This window comes from Pseudomonas sp. (assembly GCF_049590575.1).
Classification (GTDB): domain Bacteria; phylum Pseudomonadota; class Gammaproteobacteria; order Pseudomonadales; family Pseudomonadaceae; genus Aquipseudomonas.
Genome location: NZ_JBAWDE010000170.1, coordinates 1 through 4,877, shown reverse-complemented (window position 1 = coordinate 4,877; position 4,877 = coordinate 1). Strand labels below are relative to the sequence as shown.

The following is a 4,877-nucleotide window of genomic DNA, read 5'->3' as shown; positions in this document are numbered from 1 at the left end:
CATCAGTACGCCGCCGATGCCGCCGACGATAAACGCCAGCAATACCGCAATGATCTGCGGATTAACCCCAGGGCCGGCGACCTTGGGCAGGTCGCCGCCGTCCACCAGCAGCACCAGGTCGTTCACGCCCTGGGCCACACCACCGGCATAGTCGCCCTGGCGAAACGCCGGGGTGATGTGTTCTTCGATGATGCGATGGGCCAACAGGTCGGTGACGGTGCCTTCGAGCCCGTAGCCCACTTCGATGCGCACCTTGCGGTCGTCCTTGGCCACCACCAGCAGGATGCCGTCGTTGACGTCCTTGCGCCCCAGTTTCCAGGCGCGGAACAGCTGGTTGGCGTAGTCCTCGATGCCAACGCCGCCGGTGCTGGGCACCAGCAGTACGGCGATCTGCGAGCCTTTGCGCTGCTCGAGCGCGGCGAGCTGCTCCTTGAGGCGGGTGGTGGTGCCGGCGTCGAGGGTGTTGGTGAGGTCGATCACCCGTTGGTCGAGGGCCACGCCGATGGGCGACGTGTCGGCCTGGGCGCTGATAAACAGGCTGGCAGACACCAGCACCAGCACGCTCAAGACGGATTGCTGCAACCACCGCATCATGTTTGTTACCTGAAGTTTCTTCCTGAAGGCGCCGACTTTACCTTATCGGCGCTCCCACGCGTAGGCGCTGCCCTGCATCACCGGCTCCACGCTGCCGGTCAGCACCACACCGCCCTCGCCCGCCCAGTGCACGCTGACCGTACCGCCGTCGCACTGCACCTGCACCGTGGCGTCCAGCAACCCACGCCGGATGCCATTGACCACCGCCCCGCAACAGCACGACCCCGACCCCAGCGGCACACCGCCGCCGCGCTCCCAGATGCGCAGGCGGATGTGCCCGCGGTCCAGGACCTGCACAAAATGCACATTGGTCTTGGCCGGGAACAGCGGGTGATGTTCCAGTGCCGGGCCCACGGCGGCCACGTCGATGGCCGCGATATCGTCGACAAAAAACGTGCAATGCGGGTTGCCCATGCTGCACGCCGCCGGGTTGCCGTCGATGGGCAAGGTGCGAGTGTCCAGCGCCTCAGCCAGCGGCACCGCCGCCCAATCCAAGGAAGGCTCGCCCATGTTCACCGACACCCGCCGCCCCGCCTCGCGCACGCAGGTCAGCAAGCCGCGGTCGGTGCGCAGCACAATCGACTGGGCGTTGGTTTCGTGCATCAGCCGGTCGGCCACGCCACGGGTGGCGCTGCCGCAGGTTTGCAGACGCGTGCCGTTGGGGTTCCAGAATTTGATGCGCGCGGCGGCGTCGTCACAGTCGAGGATCACCGCCAGCTGGTTGAAGCCGATGCCGGTGTGGCGGTTGCCCAAGTGGCGGGCGAGTTCGGCGGTGATCGGGTCGTCGAGGCCACGGCGGTCGATGATGATGAAGTCGTCGCCGTGGGCGTGCATTTTTACGAAGGGCAAGGTCATGCAAAAACGTCCTGAGAAATCTTGTCGACTGTGGCACGAGAAGGCCTGTGCAGTTCCTGGTCTATCCCGAATCGGTCGGACAGCGCCTTGCGCCCGCTGGCGGTCAAGGCAAGCGCGCGACTGTCGAGGTCCTGGATCAGCCATCTGCGGCGGATGAATGCCTGTAGAAGCGCCGCGCCGAGTGCGCCGGCAAGGTGGGGGCGCCGCACGCTCCAGTCCAGGCATGGGCAGGCGAAACGCCGTCGCTGGGCCCGGACGTGCTCCAGCCCGATGCCAAGTTCGGCCATGGCTTTTTCGCCGCTCGCCGTAAGCTCGTAACCACCGCCGTCAGCCACCACCACCAACCCGCCAGCCGCCACGAAATGGTCATGCAGTTGCACCGCCAAGGTGCCGGCCATATGGTCATAACAGCTACGCGCGAACTGCAATCGCGAAGGCGTGGTTGGCACATACTGCGCGCCCACGTTCTGGCTGATCACCATCAGCGCCTCGAGCGCCTGGGCCACGTGCGCGTCCGCCAGGCTGTAGTAACGATGCCGGCCTTGCAGGGTCAGCCTGACCAGCCCATCCGCCTTCAGCCGTGTCAGGTGTGCGCTTGCGGTCGAGGCGCTGACCTCGGCAATCGCGGCCAATTCAGTACTGGTGCGGGCGTGGCCATCCAGCAGCGCACAGAGCATCCTGGTCCTTGCAGGTTCTGCGATAGCCCCGGCCACCCGTGAAAGGGCGGTGTCATGGCGTTGAACTTCCATATTTCGTTCCTGAGCGAATCGTCGGCGTGAAGGATGTTCGATAGTAGCCGTTCTTTGCCCACAGGACTCGCGCCATGACGCCGTTTGAAGCCGCTACCCAGGCTGACCCTTACCCTTATTACGCAGGCCTGAGGCAGCAGAACGGCCTGATATTCGACCCGGTGCCTGGTGTATGGATTGCGAGCAGTGCCAAGGCTGTCGAGGCAGTCTTGGGGCACGCCGACTGCCGAGTACGGCCCGTCAACGAGCCGGTTCCTGCTGCGATTGCGCAAGGCAGCGCCGGAACGATTTTTGCTCAACTGATGCGCATGAACGAGGGCCCGCAGCACCTGTGCCCCCGCCGGGCGATCGAACCGGCGTTGAACGCTGCAGGCACAACCGGCATCGCAGACATCGTGTCTCGGCTGCTCGAGGATTTGGACAACCCATGGGAAAACCTGGATGAGTTGATGTTCAGGTTACCGGTATGCGTGATTGCGACATTGATCGGCATTCCCTCCAGCCAATTAAAGGAAACGGCGACGCTGACACGCGATTTCGTCGCTTGCCTCTCACCCTTGAGCGGCGAGATTCAACTCGGCCAGGCCGATCACGCCGCTACTCGACTGAGCACATTATTCGAGGTGCTGTTGCGTCACGGCGAGGATGCCAGCGACTTTTTGAAAGGGTGTAAGGCCACGGCCTGGAACGCTCAACCGGCATTGATCGCCAACCTGATCGGCCTGCTGTCACAGACCTGCGAGGCCACGGCTGGCCTGATCGGCAACACACTGATAGCGCTGCAGTGCAAGCCCGAATTGATGGAGCAACTGCGCGCCGCACCGGCGCTTGTCACAGACCTGGTGGCCGAGGTGGCGCGCTACGACGCGCCGGTGCAAAACACCCGGCGATTCGTTGCCAAGCGATGCACCCTCGACGGCTCCGTTCTTGAGGCCGGCGCTACGGTGTTGGTGCTCTTGGCCTCAGCCAACCGCGACCCGCTGGCCAACCCGGACCCCGACAGTTTCCTGCTCAAACGCACGGGGCGACGCACCTTCAGCTTCGGTGCGGGCAGGCATGCATGCCCAGGCCAACACCTTGCGTTGGCTATCGCCGCCGCGGCGATTCTGGCATGGTTGCAGCGACCGACGGCCTCGGCTGATCGCCCCCTGGCGTGGCGTTACCGCCCCTCCCTGAATGGTCGTATACCCCAGTTCTACTGAGGTCGGTCACCCGCACTTCATTCAAAAACCGGCAGGAGCCACCCCCATGCTTATCGTGTTCAGCGGCCTGCCCGGCACCGGCAAGACCACCCTCGCCCGTGAGCTGGCACGCCAGATCGGTGCGGTGTACCTGCGCATCGACGTGATCGAGCAGGCGATTCGCGACGCCGGCGTGCTGGCCGGCAATGTCGGCGCCAGCGGCTACGGCGTGGCGAATGTACTGGCGCTGAGCAATCTGCGGCTGGGCCACACGGTGGTTGCCGACTGCGTAAACCCGGTCAGTGAAAGCCGGGCAGCCTGGGCGGCCACTGCCGCAGCGGCAGGCGAGACGCTGCTCAATGTCCAGGTGGTGTGCACGGACCGGCAAGCGCACAGGCGCCGCGTCGAAAGCCGTTCGGGTGACATCCCCGGCCTGACGCCGCCCACCTGGCAATCGGTGTCGGCGCACGACTACGCGCCCTGGGATGAGCCGGTTTTTACCCTCGACACGGCGGGGATCACGCCGGCGCAGGCGGTCGACATGATCCTCACACGGATGTCGACCCGCTAAACCCAACACACTTGTTGATAACCATTATCAACTACAGCTAAACTCCGCGCCCTCTCACTTCCCAGTCGCGTGCAGGCAGCTGAATACCTTGGTGGATGAAAAACTCCAGCTTTACCTGACCCACCGGGCCGCGCTGTTGGACTATGCCGCGCCCATCGTGGGCTGCCGCGCCCGCGCCGAAGATGTGGTGCAGGAAGCCTGGCTGCGTTTCAGTGGCCAGGACGAGCAAGTCGACATCCGCCACCCGGCGAGCTACCTGTACCGCATCGTGCGCAACCTGGCGTTGGACCTCACGCGCCGCACCGCCACCGAACGGGTACAGCCGGGCGGCGACGAGTTGCTCAACGAATTGCCCTCCAGCAGCGCCTCGCCCGAGCGCGAAGTCAGCAGCCAGAATGAGCTGGAGGTTATCTCCCGCGCGTTGGCGCAATTGCCCGAGCGCACGCGGCGTGCATTTGAAATGCATCGCCTGGGCGGGCTGACCTTGCAGCAGGTCGCGGCTGAACTGAAGGTGTCCACAGCGTTGGTGCATCAGCTGGTGCACGATGCGTTGCGCCATTGCATGGATTGCCTGGAGCCGGACGATGACTGATTCCACCGGCAACTTTCTGAAAAAAACCACCGCCACTGCGTCTTTTGCAGTCAAGGGCGAATCCGTGGGATCCTGCCCGCCGATTTTTGCCAGCGGAGATGCCCCGGTCATGCCCACCAAGGATTGCGCCAACACCCGCCGCGACGAGGCCCTGGACTGGCTGATGCGTGTGCAACAGGCGCCGCTGGATGCGGCGCTGCGTGCGCAGTTGGCCAACTGGTGTGCCGCCGACGAGGCGAATGCCAAGGCGTATCGCAAGGCCGAACGGGTGTGGCAGTTGACCGGGCAACTGGCGCCGACCCCTTCACAACAACCGCCAGCCCCCATCGCTCGCC

At 64.6% G+C, this 4,877-nt stretch carries 7 protein-coding genes; 4 read left to right on the top strand and 3 right to left on the bottom strand.

Annotated elements, in window-relative coordinates; all coding sequences use genetic code 11:
- The 3 genes from WBR57_RS12130 to WBR57_RS12120 all read right to left on the bottom strand — a co-directional run.
- Nucleotides 1–594, bottom strand: a 594-nt coding sequence (locus tag WBR57_RS12130) for a TPM domain-containing protein (RefSeq protein ID WP_424084032.1), incomplete at its 3' end; no start/stop codon positions are given.
- Between the two features lie 42 nt (nucleotides 595–636).
- Complete coding sequence (gene dapF / locus WBR57_RS12125) at nucleotides 637–1,449, bottom strand: diaminopimelate epimerase (RefSeq protein ID WP_424084031.1); 813 nt, start codon at nucleotides 1,447–1,449, stop codon at nucleotides 637–639.
- Nucleotides 1,446–2,198: an ArsR/SmtB family transcription factor gene (locus WBR57_RS12120; protein WP_424084030.1), complete on the bottom strand. Its 753-nt coding sequence runs from the start codon at nucleotides 2,196–2,198 to the stop codon at nucleotides 1,446–1,448. The genes dapF and WBR57_RS12120 overlap by 4 nt, the downstream gene beginning before the upstream one ends.
- A gap of 74 nt (nucleotides 2,199–2,272) precedes the next feature.
- Between WBR57_RS12120 and WBR57_RS12115 the strand changes: the two genes are divergently transcribed.
- The 4 genes from WBR57_RS12115 to WBR57_RS12100 all read left to right on the top strand — a co-directional run.
- Nucleotides 2,273–3,400, top strand: coding sequence for a cytochrome P450 (locus WBR57_RS12115; protein WP_424084029.1), 1,128 nt, complete (start codon nucleotides 2,273–2,275; stop codon nucleotides 3,398–3,400).
- Between the two features lie 46 nt (nucleotides 3,401–3,446).
- Nucleotides 3,447–3,950 carry an AAA family ATPase gene (locus tag WBR57_RS12110; RefSeq protein WP_424084028.1) on the top strand — a complete coding sequence of 168 codons (504 nt, stop codon included), beginning with the start codon at nucleotides 3,447–3,449 and terminating at the stop codon, nucleotides 3,948–3,950.
- Between the two features lie 88 nt (nucleotides 3,951–4,038).
- A complete protein-coding gene (locus WBR57_RS12105) occupies nucleotides 4,039–4,542 on the top strand; it encodes a sigma-70 family RNA polymerase sigma factor (RefSeq protein WP_424084027.1) in 504 nt (167 codons plus the stop codon).
- The coding region (locus WBR57_RS12100; RefSeq protein WP_424084026.1) for a FecR/PupR family sigma factor regulator at nucleotides 4,535–4,877 on the top strand (343 nt) is incomplete at its 3' end. The genes WBR57_RS12105 and WBR57_RS12100, both read left to right, overlap by 8 nt.